Raw genomic sequence first — 13,830 nt, forward strand, 5'->3', positions numbered from 1 at the left:
GCTTTTCCCAACCATAGATCAAAGCATTTTATATTCGGCACATTTGCAATATATTCCCCTCATGAAAAAACACCTTATTCTACTCTGTTTGGCAGCTTTTCTTTACATGTCTTGCCAAAACGACCCTTACAAAGATTTAGCGGTAACCAACGCAGAAATTGTTCCTCAACCTCAAAACATTAAGCTAAGCGACCAAAAAACCACGGTTTTAACCAAAGACCTAAACATTGTAGCCACTACAAGAGAAGAAATTCAGGTTGCGAACTATTTGAAGGAATATTTGACTCAGCTAAACTGGAACGCCACCGTTAGCGATAAGGCTGCAGAAGAGAATAATTTGGTGCTTCATAAAACCAATATTGAATCGCAAAACAAAGAAGCTTACCAGTTGGTGGCCGATGACGCTGGCGTAACGATTAACGCCAACCAAGGAGCTGGTCTTTTTTATGGAGTTCAGTCATTGATTCAATTGTTGCCACTTAAGGCTGAGGCACTAAAAATCAATCAAATGACCATTACCGATGAGCCTCGTTTCGGTTATCGTGGAATGCATCTTGATGTTTGTCGCCATTTCTTTCCAGTAGAATTCATTAAAAAGTACCTAGATATGATGGCGCTTTATAAAATGAATACCTTCCATTGGCACCTTACCGAAGACCAAGGCTGGCGAATTGAAATCAAGAAATATCCAAAGCTTACGGAAATCGGAAGCATTAGAAAAGAAACTATCGTGGAGAAAAACTTTGACCCTTATGTAGGCGATGGAACTCCTTACGGAGGCTTTTATACTCAAGATCAAATTCGTGAAATTGTGGCTTATGCTTCCCAAAGGCATATTACTGTAATTCCTGAAATTGAAATGCCTGGCCATAGTGTGGCTGCGCTTGCAGCTTATCCTGAATTAGGTTGTACGCCTGGCCCATTCGAAGTATACACCAAGTGGGGTGTAACTTCAGACATTTATTGCCCAAGCGAAGAAACTTTCAAATTTTTGGAAGATGTACTTACCGAAGTAATCGGACTTTTCCCTAGTGAATACATTCATATTGGAGGTGATGAAGCACCAAAAGACGCTTGGGAGAAAAGCAAATTTGCTCAGCAGGTGATCAAACGCGAAGGCTTGAAAGATGAATTCGAACTGCAGAGTTACTTTATCAGACGCATCGAAAAATTCTTGATGAGCAAAGGCCGTAAACTAATTGGTTGGGACGAAATTCTTGAAGGAGGTTTGGCTCCTGAAGCTACGGTAATGTCGTGGAGAGGAGAAAAAGGTGGAATTGAAGCCGCAGAACAAGGCCATGATGTGATTATGACTCCGAATGACGTTTGTTATTTCGACCATTATCAAGCCGATCCAAAAACTCAACCTCTGGCTATTGGCGGTTTTACTACTTTGGAAGATGTTTATACCTATGAGCCAGTTCCTGAAGAACTTTCGGCCGACAAGGCCAAACACGTTTTAGGTGCCCAAGCCAATGTTTGGACAGAGTATATGAAAACCACAGATTATGTAGAATACATGGTTTTCCCAAGAATGTTGGCGCTTTCAGAAACCGTATGGACTTAACCCGAAACTAAAGACTGGGCCCGTTTTCAGGAGAAAATGAAAAAGCAATATGAAATTCTGAATGCAAGAAACATCAATGCATACAAGCCAGAATAATTTGAAAGACTAAGAGCAACCAAAAATTTTGAATGGAGTATTTTAAAGGAGCACCCTGGTGCTCCTTTTATTTTTAGCAAGGTTTTCTTTCTAACTTAGTTCGTTCAAAATCCAAAGGTCATAAGTCAAAAAAAGTCTGTCCAATTTTTTGTGTATAGCACATTGCTCGTTTTCGTACTGAGCGCATGTGCGAAGGAACATACCGAAGAAACCTATCGCGATGAAATCCGATATTTTTTACTGGAACATTTAGATGGCGATGTAAACTACTATTCTGTGAGCTTTCAGAAAATAGACAACGGTTTTTTGATGTCCGATATGCAAATGGCAGCTTCTGTTTTGGCAGTTCAAGATACCGTAAAGGCCAAAATGAATATTGCTCTAAAATATGCGATTGCTTATCAGAGTGATATTCTTGATCGATTTTCATCTTCAGAAAATGACGTTCCCGTTGATTTATTGGATGAAGTAATTTCAGAAAATGTTCGGCTCGACAAAGCTTTGGCTCAAAATCTAAAAAGCCGAAATATGGCATTGCCAGAAGAATATCGTCTGCAGCAACAGCTTTTTTCTGACCATATTTTATCTGCTAACGAAAGGTTATCCGATTTCAATCTTTCGGCTTATCATTTAGACTTCAACGGAAACTCCATATTCTACCTCCACACGTACTTGCTCAATCATACTGATGAATTAAGCACCGTTTTCGAGCTAAATGCGCAAACGCTAGAAGTGGTTTCGTTTAAGGATATTTAGCTGAAAAATCAGAAAGATGAGATTATTAGGAAACATTATTTGGATCGTCTTCGGTGGATGGATGATTGCACTGGAATATATTTTGGGTGGCATTGCGCTTTGCATGACCATTGTGGGTATTCCTTGGGGAATTCAATGCTTTAAACTCGCTATTTTAGGCTTTGCTCCTTTTGGCCAAGAGGTAAAACCAGGTTCCGTTACCGGAGGCTGTCTCTTTCTCCCTCTCAATATCATCTGGATTATCTTTGGCGGCTTCTGGATCTTCCTCACTCACCTTTTTTGGGGAATTCTTTTTTCCATTACCATTATCGGTCTCCCATTTGGCCTACAGCACTTTAAACTAGCGGGTTTAGCATTTGCTCCGTTTGGGAGGGGGATTTAGTTCTCTTTTGGATTTAATCGACTTTAATAAAGTAGGTCTTTCAACTCACCTTTTAAGAGTGTTGCAAATTGCAACAAAGGTCAAATTGAAAAATAAAATATCTAGAGTCGCTTATTTACTTACGAAAAGTGATCAATCTTTCTGTTCCAAACGCTCAACGCGTTCTTTTAAGGAATGTAGCTCTTGCTGAAGGCTATTTAAGGCTAGATATAAATCAGTATTTTCTGATTTAATGTTTTTATAAATGGCCATTGCATCCTCTGCAAGAGGTAATTGACTACCAATCAACATTTCTCCTTCACCGGTAACTAGCCAATTTAGGTTAATGTTCTCATATGATTCTTTCAACTTCACGTAAAAGTCATGGCTCGGAGAAGTGCGCCTTCCATTTTCGGAAACTATATTATGAATAGCCGTACGACTAAAATTCAACTTTTTTGCCAGTGAGTTTACTGTTAAATCAAAATGCTTCATCAGTAGCTCCAAACGATCATTTACCGAATTCATCAATATATTGTTCTCATTTATTTGCAAATAAAATCAAATGATTACATTTTTGTTCTATAATTGCTGAATAGAACGCAAAGATTAATTCAAACATAGCAAAAACCATGGAGAAAGATCCTTAGAAAGCGTTCAAGAGGAAAACGCTGTTATAATCTTGTGCTTACCAGCAGCTGTCTTACATCCACATCCAGTACTTCGGCTATTAAAAAAAGTGTTTCCATGGTGGGTTGCATATCATTCGTGCACCATCGCGAAACGGTGGTGATGTTCTTCCCTGTTTGCTCTGAAAGCCAGTTATTGGTTTTTCCCTTTTCGGCCAAAACGGCCTTAATGCGATTGTAAACGCGTTTGTTTGCCATAATAAATCATCGTTGTGCACCAACTAATTGGCAAAATACGCAATTATCATTTGCCTCAAAGGTTATTTACTTTGATGTTTAACACAATAAATTCATCGTTTTACGAACTTAATATTGTGTTTTACGATAATTAATTTACATTTGAAGAAATTTAATAACACTCTTGCGCAAAAAACATGGATAAAAAAGCCCTTGCCCTTCACCTCATCAAGCAAGATTTGAAGTATCATCAGTTTGCTGCCGGTCTTAAAGCCGTAGGTATCGATGTGGAGTTTTACCCTGATTTTGTTAAAGTGATCCGCACCCTGATGGGATACGACTCGCCAGACGCTCCAGATGCCTGGGTACGTGTGTATGTCAAAGGTCTGGATAAGGCAACTAATGTACGTTGGGGTGATGAGGTAGGGCTTTATTTAATTGCCAATTCAATGTATCATTCATTGAATACCATGAAGTAGAGTTATACTAATGCTGTTCTGTTTATCAAGAAAGTCAACCCTCCCGAATGATCAGGATTGGGTTGGCTTTTGCTCCGTTTGGGAGGGGGATTTAAATAGAGCAGTTTGGGTAACCCGTCATTCTGAGTGTTTCGGAGGTACGAAGAAAACCGAAAGAATCTGTCAGATTGGTGCACTGCCTTCAACAAACAGATTCTTTCGGTCAATTATTTCTCTAAGGAGAAATTCTTTCCCTCAGAATGACGGTAAAGTTGAGTGTTTACCAGCTCAAAACTTCTTCTGAAAGATCATCCCAGTTAGGATTCACTGAATTGATTAGCTTTTCTTTATTGATTCTTGTCTTACCCTTTATTGCCTTTTCTCTTTGAATAGCCTCCTCGATTGAGCAAAAGTGTTCTATATAAACAAGAAGTTTCAAGTTATACCTGGCTGTAAAACTCTTTGGGTAAACTCCTGTAAGATGTTCCCTCAACCTGGAACCTAAATCCGAAGTAACCCCTGTGTATAGTGTGGTCTTGTTCTTATTTGTCAGTATGTAAACTGAACCTCCTTTTGCGTGCCTCATTACTCAATATAAGCATATTGCCAGAGTATGGTCTAGCACGTCATTCTGAGCGCCCCGAGTATTCGGGGCCGAAAAAATCTGTCCACTAGGTGCACCGCCATCAACAAACAGATTCTTTCGGTCGTGCCTCCCTCAGAATGACGGGCAACATGAAAAAAGCCAACCCTCCCGTCCCGAGGCATCGGGATTCAGGACTGAGTTGGCTTCTTGTTTCCTTATTGTATGGAGATTCCTCCCGATAGCTATCGGGACGGGAATAGCTTTCTAATATAACCTTCGTTACCCGAAGAAATAAGGATACTTGCCTTTGGCGATCATGGTTTCAGCTACTTGTCTGCGGAGTTCTTTCACGTTCACCAAATCCATTTTGGTGAATCTCTTCAGACCCATAAGCATTACTTTTTGCTCATCACCTTTAGTGAATGAACCGATGGCTTCTTTGGCAGCCGCATTGATTTTTTCTACGGCCTGAGACATGTAAATCTGTGTCATGGCGATGTAATCTTTGCAGGCTTCTTCACCTCTTTGGCTTACCAGTTTTTCCGTTCTCAGCATGGCTGATTCACAAGCGTAGATTTCAATCAGAATATCGGCCAGGTTCATCATTACTTCCTGCTCGTCTTCGATTTTATCCTGTAATGCCATAGCTGCTTTTCCGCCCACCATCAGGAATACCTTCTTCAGGTTCTTGATCACTTCTTTCTCACCGGCAAAAAGCACAGACTTATCGATGGTGGAGAAAGTTGGGACTGAAGTCAGTTCTTTAGAAACAGCCATGGCCGGTCCGTAAATATCTACTTCGCCTTTCATAGCACGTTTGAGGAGCATGCCTACCATCAACATACGGTTGATTTCGTTGGTACCCTCATAGATTCGGGCAATACGGGCATCACGATAGGCTCTTTCCATTGGAGCCTCTGCCGAAAAGCCCATACCTCCATAAACCTGAACACCTTCGTCTACTACATAGTCCAGCACTTCAGAGCTGTGGATTTTGGCAATGGCACACTCAATGGCAAATTGTTCCACGCCTTTCAGCTTGGCCTGGGCATCGTCCATGCCATCCGCAATCAGGTCATTGATTTTGTCTTCAATATTTTGTCCGGCACGATAGTCCAGTGATTCGGTCACATAAGTTCTGGTAGCCATTTCGGCCAATTTACCCTTTATGGCTCCGAAGTTGGAGATGGCCACGCCAAACTGCTTGCGCTCATTGGCATAGTTAGTAGCCTGGGAAATAACGGTTCTACATCCGCCCAAAACTCCAGCACCCAATTTCACACGACCGATGTTCAGAATGTTAACCGCAATCTTGAATCCATTGCCTCTTTCCGAAAGCATATTTTCAGCAGGAACCTCACAGTCGTTAAAGAATACTTGACGAGTAGATGAGCCTTTGATCCCCATCTTCTTCTCTTCCTCATTCATGGAGATTCCACCGAAAGTTTTCTCCACAATGAAGGCGGTGAGGTTTTTGTCGTCTTCAATTTTCGCGAAGACAATAAACAGGTCTGCAAATCCCGCATTGGAAATCCACATTTTCTGACCGGTAATTTTGTAGTGGCTTCCATCAGCTGAAAGTACTGCCTTGGTTTTACCTGAGTTCGCATCAGACCCTGCATCCGGCTCTGTCAGACAATAACAGGCTGCCCATTCGCCAGTAGCCAGTTTCGGCAGGTATTTTTGTTTTTGGTCTTCGGTTCCATAGTACAGAATCGGTAGTGTGCCGATACCCGTATGGGCTCCATAGGTTGTGGAGAAAGATCCTGCTGCACCAATGATATCAGCCATGAGCATGGAGGTGTTGAAACTCATTCCCATTCCACCATATTCCTCAGGCACTGAAATTCCCAAAAGACCCAGCTCACCGGCCTTCTTAAAAATATTCGGAACCAGTTCCGGTTCTTTCATTGAATCGATTCGAGCGGCATTTGGTGCGATCTCTGTATCGATAAAGTCCTGGCACGCTTGTGCCATCATCTTTTGCTCCTCAGAAAACTCTTCCGGAATAAAGACTTCTTGTGCTTCTGTTTCTCTGACGATGAACTCACCGCCTTTGATGCTTTTGGTTTCTGCTACTGATGACATATTGTAATTCGTATTGCGAAGTGCGTATTCCGACTAGCTGATTTTGTTCTTTAGATTGAACATCATCTTCAAAAGATGATCGAGCTGATCGAAGAGTACTTCTAGTTCTTCATTGCTTTCAAACATTTTCAGTCTTTGAGCTAAAATCAGTTGTGTTTCTACTTCACAAACCGAACCATTAGCGATTCCCAAAAACTGATTAAACTCTTTTGGAGAGTTTCCTCCTGCCCCTTCAGCTATGTTCGATGCCACCGAAACAGCGGCTCTTCTAAGCTGTGAAACAAGTCCAAATTTTTCTTCAGAAGGAAATGTATTTGTCAATTGATAAATTGTTTGAGCAATCTCCATCGACAATTGCCATACCTTCAGTTCTTTATAATTGTGCATGTTTATGTGTTCATCGAAATACGCACTTCGCAGTACGCCATACGATCTAATTCAAAAACTCATAAATCCCCGCAACACCCTGGCCTCCACCGACACAAGCGGTTACCATTCCGTACTTCGACTTACGTCTTCTCATTTCATTGAACAGCTGAACAGAAAGCTTGGCTCCAGAGCATCCTAGTGGGTGACCCAGTGCAATTGCACCTCCATTTACGTTCAGTTTACTTCGATCGAAGTCCAGTTCTTTAATAACAGCCAAAGATTGTGCAGCAAAGGCTTCATTCAACTCAATCAGATCTAAATCAGACTGTTTTAAGCCAGCTTGCTTTAAGGCTTTCGGCACCGCTTCTACAGGTCCAATTCCCATAATTCTAGGGTGAACACCCATGGCTGTATAAGTCACCATTCGGGCGATCGGCTCCAATTTCAACTCTTTGACCATTTTCTCAGACATCACCATCACAAATGAAGCTCCGTCAGAAACAGGAGAAGAGTTACCGGCTGTTACCTGTCCACCCATGGCGAAAACAGGTTTCAGACCGGCCAAAACATCCATCGAGGTATCTGCTCTTGGTCCTTCGTCTTTATCTACGGTGTATGACTTCTCGGCCATTTTACCGGAAGCACCTACAAACTTCTCTGTTACTTGAATCGGTACGATCTCATCATCAAACAGGCCAGCTTCCTGAGCTTTGATAGCTTTTTGATGCGACTCCAGTGCGAACTGGTCGGCCTCTTCTCTGGTGATATTGAATTCCTTAGCCACTTGTTCAGCTGTAAGTCCCATATTCAAATAATAGTCCTTGTGCTCGGTAGCGAGTTTGTAGTTCAGAGCCGTTTTGTAGCCCATAATTGGCACCATGCTCATAGACTCAGTTCCACCTGCAATAATACAGTCGGCTGTACCGGCATGAATTCGGGCAGAAGCCAAAGCAATGGCTTCCAGACCAGAGCCGCAGTAGCGGTTCACAATCATTCCCGGAACACCGATTGGCAAAGAAAGCAATGAGATCATTCGACCCATTTGCATGCCTTGTTCAGCTTCCGGAACTGCATTTCCAACGATCAGGTCATCAACCCTTGCTGGATCGAATCCTTCAATTTTGGAAACCAAATGTTTTATTACATCAGCAGCCATGTCGTCTGGACGTACGCTTTTTAAAACACTGCGCTTTCCACGTCCTACTGCTGTTCTATATCCTGCAACTATATAAGCATCCATATATTTAGATTTTAGATGTCAGACATCAGATTTTAGATGTCAGACTAGTTGTTTCTTAGTTTTTTAATTAATGCAACAATCATCCTTTGTATTTCGGACAATTCAGAAGAAAACTGTTCCAGAGTATCTTCAGATATATAACCCAGATCGAATGAAACTATTAATTGACTTTCAAGCTCATGGGCCGAACCTAATGACATATCCAAAAATCTAGCGAAATCGATATCCGAGCCTCTACCAGATCCTTCAGCAATGGTAGACATTATTGATACAGAACATGACTCCATTTGAGAGCGCAAATTGTATTTCTCAGAATTAGGCAATTCAGCGGTTAACAAGTACACCTGCTTTACAAGCACCCTTGTTCTTTGCCACACCTTCAATTCTTTGAAATTATGCATTGCTCTATCTGAAATCTGTTGTCTGAATTCTCAAGTCTAAGATCTAGTTTCGAAGTGGTTTGCCTTTGAAAAGAATCGAATGGATTCTCTCTAAAGTCTTCGGCTCAGCTGTCAACTCGACAAACATTTGCCGTTCCAGATCTAGCAGATACTGCTCTGACACTTCCTGAGGAATGGTGAGGTCTCCACCGCACATGATCCATGCGAGTTTCTTGGCAATCTTGGCATCGTGCTCAGAAATGTAGTTTCCAAGCAGCATTCCATTGATCCCTGCTTCGAAATTGGCTAAGCCTACTCTTCCGTGGACTTTCACATCTTTTCTTTCCACAGGCTGCGTATAACCCGCTTCGTAGAGTTCTAGTACCTTAGCCTTAGCGTCTGTTAAAAGGCGTTTTCTATTAAGCGTAATTTCATCTGAAGGTCGAAGAATATGCATGGCACGCGCTTCTTCAGCAGATGTGGCTACTTTGGCCGTAGCTATATTCATAAAGGCTTCCTGAAGTCTGTTCAACTCGGGGTCTCCTTCTGTAATTGAATCTGCCACCCTCAAGGTAAGCTCTTTGGTTCCTCCTCCACCAGGAATCAGTCCAACACCCACTTCTACCAACCCGATATAGGTTTCGGCATGTGCCTGAATAGCATCGCAATGAAGAGAAAGTTCGCACCCACCGCCAAGTGCCAGTCCTGCAGGAGCAGCAACAACCGGAATAGATGAGAATTTGGCTCGTTTCATCGTGTTCTGGAACTGAGCCACCATAAGGTTGACTTCGTCAAATTCCTGATCTCCCGCGAACATAAACAGCATGGCCAGGTTGGCTCCGGCAGAGAAGTTATCTCCTTCATTTCCAATCACCAGACCCTTATAGTCCTTCTCGGCCATGGAAATTGCCGTTTCAATTCCTTCGATGATTTCCTGTCCAATGGCGTTCATTTTGGTATGGAATTCCAGACAAAGCACTCCATCACCAATGTCGAACAAAGATGAACCGGCATTGCCCCAGACTTTGTGGGTTTCACGAATGTTCTCCAGAATCACCAAATCTTCCGTACCCGGAATGGTTTTGTATGATTTGGAAGGAACATCGTAGTATTTCTTAATGCCGTTTTCAATTTTATAGAAAGAGTCATTTCCGGCATTGAGCATTTCATAAACCCAGTCTGCAGGTTTCAGATCCATGCTCTGCATTTGTTCCACCACTTTTTTGACACCGAGTAAATCCCAGGTATCGAAGGGTCCCATTTTCCAAGCAAATCCTGCACAAACGGCCTGATCTATTCGATAGAGTTCATCTGAAATTTCAGGGATTCGGTAAGTGATGTATTTGAAAGTATCGAAGAAGGTTCTTCTATAGAACTCGCCAGCCTTGTCATCGAAATTGACAAGCTTGACAATTCTCTTTTTCAGATCTTCTTCCTCCTTAACTGCTTCAAGTGCTTTAAAATCGGCCCTTGTTCTGGGACCATATTCCATGGTTTTAAGATCGAGCTCAAGAATTTCACTTCTTCCATTCTCGTCCTTTATCTTCTTGAAGTAGCCTTGACCTGATTTGTCTCCAAACCAACCTTTCTCATGAACTTTGCTCACGATTCCAGGAAGCTTAAATGCATCTCTCGACTTATCATTAGGTAAACCTGCATAAAGGTTATTGGCTACGTTAACGGTAGTGTCTAAACCAACCACATCCATAGTTCTGAAAGTGGCAGATTTTGCACGGCCGATGAGTGGCCCCGTCATTCTATCAACTTCTCCTACCGTCAAACCCATATCTTCAATAGTATGCATGGCCGACATGATGGCGTAAATACCAATTCGGTTGGCTATGAAGGCCGGAGTATCTTTACAAAGAACGGTTTCCTTGCCCAGGTACAAATCACCATAATGCATCAAGAAATCAATGATTTCGGGATCGGATTTTGGGCCAGGAATAATTTCCAGTAACCTCAAATACCTTGGTGGATTAAAGAAGTGAGTACCACAGAAGTTCTTCTGGAAATCTTCGCTTCTTCCTTCACACATCATGTGCATTGGAATACCAGAAGTATTTGAAGTGATGAGGGTTCCCGGCTTGCGGTGTTTCTCTACTTGATCAAACACTATTTTCTTAATGTCCAATCTTTCCACAACTACTTCAATGATCCAGTCAACATCCTTGATTTTAGACATGTCGTCTTCGAAGTTTCCTGTAGAAATAAGCTTAGCAGATTCCTGATCGTAGACTGGGGAGGGTTTTGACCTGAGGGCTGTTTGAAGAGCCGAATTGACCAATTGATTTCTTGCAGCCGGATTTGACTTTTTGTCCTCGGGCAAATCCCGTGGAACAATATCCAGAAGCAATACCTGTACACCGATATTAGCGAAGTGGCACGCAATACGCGAACCCATAACTCCTGAACCTAATACCGCAACTTTTTTAATCGCTCTGTTCATTTTTAGAAGATTGATTTTTTATCTATAAGTGTATTGATGTGTTCCATTACTTCGAAAAATGTATTCAGCTTTTCGATTTCAATCGATTGCTGAATGGCTTCATTAAAACGAAGCACGGTTTCTCTTGAAATTTCACGCTTTTTGCGGCCTAAGTCCGTTAAGAAAATCCTTACGGAACGGCCATCGTTTGGGTCCTTTTCGCGATATATAAAACCCTTTTCTTCCATGCTTTTCAGCATTCGGGTTAAGCTTCGCGATTCCAGACCCATCAGAGGGGCAATTTTTGTAGCGGGTGTTCCTTCTTTGCTATTGATAATGAGCAACACAAATCCAATGGACGTAGTAATATCATGCTTAACAGCTTGCTGATTGTACATTCTGTAAATCGCATGCCAAAGCATTTTCACATTATGGTCTACTGTTTCTTCTCGCTTCATAAGCCTATAAGGATTACCAAGTTAAAGAAAATTTGTTATGCATGCATACTATTTTTTTCAGAAAAAATTTGCGAGGCAAGAAGTATTCATCTCTGAAAGCTTAGAGAGGAATCACAAAATAACTTCCGAAAGGAATAACGAAAAACTGAGCTTGGGGTTCGAAAGCTTTAAAGCTCTGAAATATCAAAATCGTCACCTTTCCCGTAGCGGATTAAATCAAATAAAGAATATGATTCTAAGGTGTGAATATCCTTCAATTTGCAATCACCATCGCCCATGATTTCCAGCACTTCGAATTCGAAGGATTCTGAAAAGTTTACCAGTTTAAAGGTTTTGCCAACTCTTAAATTATTGAAGGATTTTGCCATTGGCCGAAGATATTACACATCATAAATCTTCTCTATTACATCAGCGAATTTTTCTTTAATAATTCTTCTCTTGAGTTTAAGCGTTGGGGTGAGTTCTCCCGAATCTATGCTCCACTGGTCGGGTAGAATTTCGAACTTCTTGATTTGTTCCCAATGGCCAAAGTCATGATTGGCTTTGTTTACTTCTTCTTGAAATTTGGCCAGAACCTGAGCATTATGCAGCAAATCAGAGTCTGAAGGATTTACATTATGCCTTTCGCACCAAGCTTTAAGCGTATCAGGATTTGGGACAATTAAGGCGGCAGGGAATTTTCGGTTTTCGCCAATTACCATCACTTGTTCTATCAACACCGATTCTTTAAGCTTATTTTCTATCACTTGAGGAGCAATGTATTTACCGCCCGATGTTTTGAACATCTCTTTCTTTCGATCTGTGATTTTCAGATAATTCTGAGCCGACAATTCACCAATGTCGCCTGTGTGAAACCAACCATCTTGAATTACTTCATCGTTTTTCTCTTGATCTTTGAAGTAACCCATCATTACATTCGGGCCTTTGACTAAAATCTCCCCATCTTCAGCAATTTTCACTTGAACATCGGTAAGAATAGGGCCTACATAATCCAATTGGGCTTCTTCTGATTCTGGAACACCCACTGCAACACCTGGTGAAGTTTCGGTAAGGCCATAACCCTCCAACACTTTGATATCTGCTGCCCAGAAAATTCGCTTTAATCTAGGTTGAAGTGCTGATGCGCCTACAATGATATGTCTAATGTTTCCTCCAAGCGCTTCTTGCCATTTGCTAAAAATCAACTTTCGGGCAATTTTCAGCTGAAAATTGTAGAAAGCTCCCATGTCTTGATCGGGTTGGTATTTCAATCCAAGATTAACAGCCCAGAAAAACAGCTGCTTTTTGACGCCTGAAAGAGCATAACCTTTGTCTAGAATTTTGTCATAAACCTTTTCAATCAAGCGAGGAACTGTGTTGAAACCGTGAGGTTTAATTTCTTGCAAATTCTCGCTGATGGTATCCAAACTTTCGGCATAGTAAATCGAAATGCCCAATTGGTAATAGAAATAAATGGCAGTTCTTTCAAAAATATGGCACAATGGCAAAAAGCTTAACACACGATCTTTTCCTAATTGATAACGTGCTCTTTCCGATACTGCGATTGCATTAGAAATAATATTGTTATGGCTCAACATTACGCCTTTTGGTCGGCCGGTGGTTCCTGAAGTGTAAATAATGGTAACTAAATCCGCTGACGCTATATCTGACTTTCTCTTTTCAATTTCCAGAATTTCAGTTTCGGTAGCTTCCGTACAAGCAGCTGACCAATGACTGGCTTCGGTTACTTGGTTGAAAGTGAAAATCTCGATGCTATTGCTTAGTTTTTCATTTGCCGATTTTGCCTTTTCGTAAATCTCTTCAGTAGAAACAAAGACCATTCTTGATTCCGAATGCTCGAAAATATAAGCGTAATCATCTTCAGTAATGGTTGGATAAATAGGAACACTGATTGCGCCAATTTGCTGACAAGCCATGTCTACAAAGTTCCATTCCGATCTATTTTCGCTGATGATCGCAATTTTATCACCAGGCAAAATTCCTTTTCGGATTAAACCTGCGGATAAACGTAGGGCGATGTCCAACACCTCTTTAGTGCTGTATTTGCGCCAATGGCCCTGAGATTTATCGGCCATACAAACTTCAAGGTCGTACTTTTCCAGTTGATCTGGCAGCAGATCGAATAATCGAGAGGGTTTATTCATAATTCCAAAGGCTAAACGCTAATCAAGTTAAAT

General features: G+C 41.5%; 15 protein-coding genes. 4 read left to right on the forward strand and 11 right to left on the reverse strand.

All coding sequences use genetic code 11. The features are described from left to right. Positions 1-61: 61 nt before the first annotated feature. The 3 genes from ACXACJ_RS19440 to ACXACJ_RS19450 all read left to right on the forward strand — a co-directional run bounded on the left by ACXACJ_RS19440 (position 62) and on the right by ACXACJ_RS19450 (position 2,801). Positions 62-1,567, forward strand: a complete 1,506-nt coding sequence (locus tag ACXACJ_RS19440) for a beta-N-acetylhexosaminidase (RefSeq protein ID WP_475136088.1) — start codon at positions 62-64, stop codon at positions 1,565-1,567. A 246-nt stretch (positions 1,568-1,813) separates the two neighbouring features. After that, positions 1,814-2,419 (forward strand): hypothetical protein, encoded by a 606-nt coding sequence (locus ACXACJ_RS19445; protein ID WP_475136089.1) that lies wholly within the window; start codon positions 1,814-1,816, stop codon positions 2,417-2,419. 16 nt (positions 2,420-2,435) lie between these two features. Further along, positions 2,436-2,801 carry a YccF domain-containing protein gene (locus tag ACXACJ_RS19450; protein WP_475136090.1) on the forward strand — a complete coding sequence of 122 codons (366 nt, stop codon included), beginning with the start codon at positions 2,436-2,438 and terminating at the stop codon, positions 2,799-2,801. Between the two features lie 132 nt (positions 2,802-2,933). Here ACXACJ_RS19450 and ACXACJ_RS19455 read toward each other — a convergent pair whose 3' ends face one another. Then, positions 2,934-3,308, reverse strand: a complete 375-nt coding sequence (locus ACXACJ_RS19455; protein ID WP_475136091.1) for a hypothetical protein — start codon at positions 3,306-3,308, stop codon at positions 2,934-2,936. A 146-nt stretch (positions 3,309-3,454) separates the two neighbouring features. Continuing rightward, positions 3,455-3,667, reverse strand: coding sequence for a helix-turn-helix transcriptional regulator (locus ACXACJ_RS19460; RefSeq protein WP_475136092.1), 213 nt, complete (start codon positions 3,665-3,667; stop codon positions 3,455-3,457). Between the two features lie 176 nt (positions 3,668-3,843). On the opposite strand from ACXACJ_RS19460, the gene ACXACJ_RS19465 reads away from it, so the two are divergent. Continuing rightward, positions 3,844-4,125 carry a hypothetical protein gene (locus ACXACJ_RS19465; protein WP_475136093.1) on the forward strand — a complete coding sequence of 94 codons (282 nt, stop codon included), beginning with the start codon at positions 3,844-3,846 and terminating at the stop codon, positions 4,123-4,125. Between the two features lie 259 nt (positions 4,126-4,384). Here ACXACJ_RS19465 and ACXACJ_RS19470 read toward each other — a convergent pair whose 3' ends face one another. The 9 genes from ACXACJ_RS19470 to ACXACJ_RS19510 all read right to left on the reverse strand — a co-directional run bounded on the left by ACXACJ_RS19470 (position 4,385) and on the right by ACXACJ_RS19510 (position 13,797). After that, positions 4,385-4,690, reverse strand: a complete 306-nt coding sequence (locus ACXACJ_RS19470; RefSeq protein WP_475136094.1) for a GIY-YIG nuclease family protein — start codon at positions 4,688-4,690, stop codon at positions 4,385-4,387. 279 nt (positions 4,691-4,969) lie between these two features. Then, on the reverse strand, positions 4,970-6,778 hold the full coding sequence (locus ACXACJ_RS19475) for an acyl-CoA dehydrogenase family protein (RefSeq protein ID WP_475136095.1): 1,809 nt from the start codon (positions 6,776-6,778) through the stop codon (positions 4,970-4,972). 33 nt (positions 6,779-6,811) lie between these two features. After that, on the reverse strand, positions 6,812-7,165 hold the full coding sequence (locus ACXACJ_RS19480; protein WP_475136096.1) for a four helix bundle protein: 354 nt from the start codon (positions 7,163-7,165) through the stop codon (positions 6,812-6,814). A gap of 46 nt (positions 7,166-7,211) precedes the next feature. Beyond that, positions 7,212-8,387, reverse strand: a complete 1,176-nt coding sequence (locus ACXACJ_RS19485; protein ID WP_475136097.1) for a thiolase family protein — start codon at positions 8,385-8,387, stop codon at positions 7,212-7,214. A gap of 44 nt (positions 8,388-8,431) precedes the next feature. Further along, positions 8,432-8,788, reverse strand: coding sequence for a four helix bundle protein (locus tag ACXACJ_RS19490; protein WP_475136098.1), 357 nt, complete (start codon positions 8,786-8,788; stop codon positions 8,432-8,434). 43 nt (positions 8,789-8,831) lie between these two features. Then, positions 8,832-11,216 carry a 3-hydroxyacyl-CoA dehydrogenase/enoyl-CoA hydratase family protein gene (locus ACXACJ_RS19495; RefSeq protein WP_475136099.1) on the reverse strand — a complete coding sequence of 795 codons (2,385 nt, stop codon included), beginning with the start codon at positions 11,214-11,216 and terminating at the stop codon, positions 8,832-8,834. Positions 11,217-11,218: 2 nt separating this feature from the next. Beyond that, positions 11,219-11,653, reverse strand: a complete 435-nt coding sequence (locus ACXACJ_RS19500; protein ID WP_475136100.1) for a MarR family winged helix-turn-helix transcriptional regulator — start codon at positions 11,651-11,653, stop codon at positions 11,219-11,221. A gap of 167 nt (positions 11,654-11,820) precedes the next feature. Next, positions 11,821-12,021: a hypothetical protein gene (locus tag ACXACJ_RS19505; protein ID WP_475136101.1), complete on the reverse strand. Its 201-nt coding sequence runs from the start codon at positions 12,019-12,021 to the stop codon at positions 11,821-11,823. Positions 12,022-12,033: 12 nt separating this feature from the next. After that, complete coding sequence (locus tag ACXACJ_RS19510) at positions 12,034-13,797, reverse strand: AMP-dependent synthetase/ligase (RefSeq protein WP_475136102.1); 1,764 nt, start codon at positions 13,795-13,797, stop codon at positions 12,034-12,036. Between the last annotated feature and the right edge of the window lie 33 nt (positions 13,798-13,830).

Source organism: Roseivirga sp. AWQ4_251, from assembly GCF_056158225.1.

Excerpts from the sequence above, each read along its gene's own strand:
- ACXACJ_RS19490 (WP_475136098.1), bottom strand. The coding sequence starts at position 8,788 with ATGCATAATTTCAAAGAATTGAAGGTGTGGCAAAGAACAAGGGTGCTT.
- ACXACJ_RS19450 (WP_475136090.1), top strand. The coding sequence starts at position 2,436 with ATGAGATTATTAGGAAACATTATTTGGATCGTCTTCGGTGGATGGATG.
- ACXACJ_RS19495 (WP_475136099.1), bottom strand. The coding sequence starts at position 11,216 with ATGAACAGAGCGATTAAAAAAGTTGCGGTATTAGGTTCAGGAGTTATG.
- ACXACJ_RS19510 (WP_475136102.1), bottom strand. The coding sequence starts at position 13,797 with ATGAATAAACCCTCTCGATTATTCGATCTGCTGCCAGATCAACTGGAA.
- ACXACJ_RS19480 (WP_475136096.1), bottom strand. The coding sequence starts at position 7,165 with ATGCACAATTATAAAGAACTGAAGGTATGGCAATTGTCGATGGAGATT.
- ACXACJ_RS19505 (WP_475136101.1), bottom strand. The coding sequence starts at position 12,021 with ATGGCAAAATCCTTCAATAATTTAAGAGTTGGCAAAACCTTTAAACTG.
- ACXACJ_RS19470 (WP_475136094.1), bottom strand. The coding sequence starts at position 4,690 with ATGAGGCACGCAAAAGGAGGTTCAGTTTACATACTGACAAATAAGAAC.
- ACXACJ_RS19485 (WP_475136097.1), bottom strand. The coding sequence starts at position 8,387 with ATGGATGCTTATATAGTTGCAGGATATAGAACAGCAGTAGGACGTGGA.
- ACXACJ_RS19465 (WP_475136093.1), top strand. The coding sequence starts at position 3,844 with ATGGATAAAAAAGCCCTTGCCCTTCACCTCATCAAGCAAGATTTGAAG.
- ACXACJ_RS19460 (WP_475136092.1), bottom strand. The coding sequence starts at position 3,667 with ATGGCAAACAAACGCGTTTACAATCGCATTAAGGCCGTTTTGGCCGAA.
- ACXACJ_RS19475 (WP_475136095.1), bottom strand. The coding sequence starts at position 6,778 with ATGTCATCAGTAGCAGAAACCAAAAGCATCAAAGGCGGTGAGTTCATC.
- ACXACJ_RS19455 (WP_475136091.1), bottom strand. The coding sequence starts at position 3,308 with ATGAATTCGGTAAATGATCGTTTGGAGCTACTGATGAAGCATTTTGAT.
- ACXACJ_RS19500 (WP_475136100.1), bottom strand. The coding sequence starts at position 11,653 with ATGAAGCGAGAAGAAACAGTAGACCATAATGTGAAAATGCTTTGGCAT.
- ACXACJ_RS19440 (WP_475136088.1), top strand. The coding sequence starts at position 62 with ATGAAAAAACACCTTATTCTACTCTGTTTGGCAGCTTTTCTTTACATG.